Origin of the sequence: Streptomyces sp. NPDC060002, from assembly GCF_042737245.1 — a bacterium.
Taxonomy (GTDB): domain Bacteria; phylum Actinomycetota; class Actinomycetes; order Streptomycetales; family Streptomycetaceae; genus Streptomyces.
Genome location: NZ_JBHWUW010000008.1, coordinates 196,500 through 199,091, shown reverse-complemented (window position 1 = coordinate 199,091; position 2,592 = coordinate 196,500). Strand labels below are relative to the sequence as shown.

Below are 2,592 nucleotides of genomic sequence, written 5' to 3'. Positions count from 1 at the left end.
TCCTCCTTGACGCCCGGCACGGTGGTGAACTCGTGCAGCACGCCGTCGATACGGATGGACGTGACCGCCGCACCCGGGATCGAGGACAGGAGGGTCCGGCGGAGGGAGTTACCGAGGGTGTAACCGAAGCCCGGCTCCAGCGGCTCGATCACGAACCGGGAGCGGAACTCGTCGACGACCTCTTCGGTCAACGAGGGACGCTGAGCGATCAGCATGTGGCGATCAGATCCTTCATTTCGTGGACGCCCGCTATTTGACGTCCGACGGAACCGTGCGTACTCACTGCACGGGTAGTGCAAGGGTACGGGCGATACGGCCCTTTTACGGAGCCGTACCGCCCGAATACCTCAGACCGACACGCGGCCGTGTCCAGCCGACGTGAGCCGGTGCGTCAGACGCGACGACGCTTCGGCGGACGGCAGCCGTTGTGCGGGGTCGGGGTGACGTCCTGGATGGAGCCGACCTCGAGGCCCGTCGCCTGGAGCGAACGGATGGCGGTCTCACGACCGGCGCCCGGGCCCTTGACGAAGACGTCGACCTTGCGCATGCCGTGCTCCTGCGCGCGACGGGCAGCCGACTCGGCGGCCATCTGCGCGGCGAACGGCGTGGACTTGCGCGAGCCCTTGAAACCGACGTGGCCGGCGGAGGCCCACGAGATCACGTTTCCGGCCGGGTCCGTGATGGACACGATCGTGTTGTTGAACGTGCTCTTGATGTGCGCCTGGCCATGCGCGACGTTCTTCTTTTCCTTGCGGCGCACCTTCTTGGCAGCGCCCTGACGTCCCTTGGGGGGCATCTAATAACTCCTACGGGAGGTGGTCGGTCCTACAGCGAAGACCGCTGATGAGCGTCCGCTGAGGACTACTTCTTGCCCGGCTTCTTCTTGCCGGCGATGGCGCGACGCGGGCCCTTGCGGGTACGAGCGTTCGTGCTGGTGCGCTGACCGCGGACAGGCAGACCACGACGGTGACGGAGACCCTGGTAGCAACCGATCTCGACCTTGCGGCGGATGTCGGCCTGGACCTCGCGACGGAGGTCACCCTCGGTCTTGATGTTGGCGTCCACGTACTCGCGGATCGCGACGAGCTGCTCCTCGGAGAGGTCGCGAACGCGGGTGTTCGGGTCGACGCCGGTCGCTGCCAGCGTCTCCTGGGACAGGGTCCGGCCGATGCCGAACACGTAGGTGAGGGCGACCTCCACACGCTTTTCGCGCGGGATGTCGACACCGGAAACGCGTGCCATTCAATGGCTCCAGTTGATCTTCGGAGGTCTTCCGCAGAACCGAATCCCATCCGCCGGCCTCCCCGTGCGGCCCAAAGAGCGCGGCCGAGGATTAGGTACGAATGGGTCCCCGGCCTCCGAGCCGGGGGTATCAGACGGGAGAAACCGCCTGGGCTCTACGTATGAACAAACACTGCTCGCGTCGCGCGAAGTCTCTGCGATGTCGATGCAGAGGGTGTGATCTTTAAGCGATCAGCCCTGGCGCTGCTTGTGGCGCGGGTTCTCGCAAATGACCATGACCCGACCGTGACGGCGGATCACCCTGCACTTGTCGCAGATCTTCTTGACGCTCGGCTTGACCTTCATGGGATGTGAGGTTCTCCGGGTCAGTTGCCGGCAACCCCGCACGCGAAACCGCGCACAGGGCCTGGGCAAGATCTACTTGTAGCGGTAGACGATCCGGCCACGCGTCAGGTCGTACGGAGACAACTCCACCACGACCCGGTCGTCAGGGAGGATACGGATGTAGTGCATACGCATCTTGCCGCTGATATGTGCCAGAACCTGGTGGCCGTTCTGGAGCTCGACCTTGAACATGGCGTTCGGAAGAGACTCGACGACAGTGCCCTCGATCTCGATGGCACCTTGCTTCTTGGCCACGCTTCGCCCTTCGAATCGACTACCTTGATCGACTCCCCTGCGTATCCCTTACGGGTGCATGCAGACATGCGGGTGCACGAGAGCCGACGAGTCAGTCTACGTCAGGCCCCGCCGAAAGACGAATCGAGAAGTCTGCCCCGGCAAGGAGATCCTTAAGCAGCCCATGCCCCCACCCACCCCGCCCGACAGGCGAGGCCAAGCCCCCTCAAGACCCGACTCCGGAAACCGAAACGGGGACCTCGGGCGCAGGGCGCACCCCTCGGAGACGGGGGCCTAAGCAGCGGTCGCGGGCGCCAGGTCGCAGCCCCCGGGGACGGGGGCCTAAGCGGCGGTCGCGGGCGCCAGGTCGCAGCTCCCGGGGACGGGGGGGCGAAGCGGGGCCCGGCAGCCCTCAGCGCGGGAACCGAAGCGAGGCTCTGGAGGCGACAGCCCCCGGCGACGGGGGGCGAAGCGAGGATATGAAGGCGACAGGCCCCGGCGACGGGGGGGCGGAAGCGAGGGTCCGGGGGCGCTGACCCCGGTCCGGGGGCGCTGCCCCCAAGGGCGGGACCGAAGCCGGGGCCAGGGGACGGAAGCCCCCGGACACGGGAGGCCGAAGCGGGGCCATGCAGCCCCCGGCGACGGGACCCGAGCGGGGGTCCGGGGGCCGCCCTCAGCGACAGGGGGCGAACCCGGGGCCAAGGGGTGACGGCCCCCTAGCGACGGGACCCT

Annotated in this window: 4 protein-coding genes and 1 pseudogene; all 5 read right to left on the bottom strand. The window is 67.1% G+C overall.

The window, feature by feature from the left end:
* A pseudogene (locus ACFWBD_RS11055) lies at window positions 1-215 on the bottom strand (DNA-directed RNA polymerase subunit alpha); the annotation flags it as partial.
* A gap of 176 nt (window positions 216-391) precedes the next feature.
* Window positions 392-796 (bottom strand): 30S ribosomal protein S11, encoded by a 405-nt coding sequence (gene rpsK / locus ACFWBD_RS11050; protein ID WP_010354218.1) that lies wholly within the window; start codon window positions 794-796, stop codon window positions 392-394.
* Window positions 797-861: 65 nt separating this feature from the next.
* Window positions 862-1,242, bottom strand: a complete 381-nt coding sequence (gene rpsM, locus ACFWBD_RS11045; RefSeq protein WP_057584669.1) for a 30S ribosomal protein S13 — start codon at window positions 1,240-1,242, stop codon at window positions 862-864.
* A gap of 231 nt (window positions 1,243-1,473) precedes the next feature.
* Entirely contained in the window at window positions 1,474-1,587 is a 114-nt protein-coding gene (gene rpmJ / locus ACFWBD_RS11040; RefSeq protein WP_003998809.1) for a 50S ribosomal protein L36, read from the bottom strand.
* Window positions 1,588-1,659: 72 nt separating this feature from the next.
* Complete coding sequence (gene infA, locus ACFWBD_RS11035) at window positions 1,660-1,881, bottom strand: translation initiation factor IF-1 (RefSeq protein ID WP_003948620.1); 222 nt, start codon at window positions 1,879-1,881, stop codon at window positions 1,660-1,662.
* Between the last annotated feature and the right edge of the window lie 711 nt (window positions 1,882-2,592).

Excerpts from the sequence above, each read along its gene's own strand:
- rpsK (WP_010354218.1), bottom strand. The coding sequence starts at position 796 with ATGCCCCCCAAGGGACGTCAGGGCGCTGCCAAGAAGGTGCGCCGCAAG.
- rpsM (WP_057584669.1), bottom strand. The coding sequence starts at position 1,242 with ATGGCACGCGTTTCCGGTGTCGACATCCCGCGCGAAAAGCGTGTGGAG.
- rpmJ (WP_003998809.1), bottom strand. The coding sequence starts at position 1,587 with ATGAAGGTCAAGCCGAGCGTCAAGAAGATCTGCGACAAGTGCAGGGTG.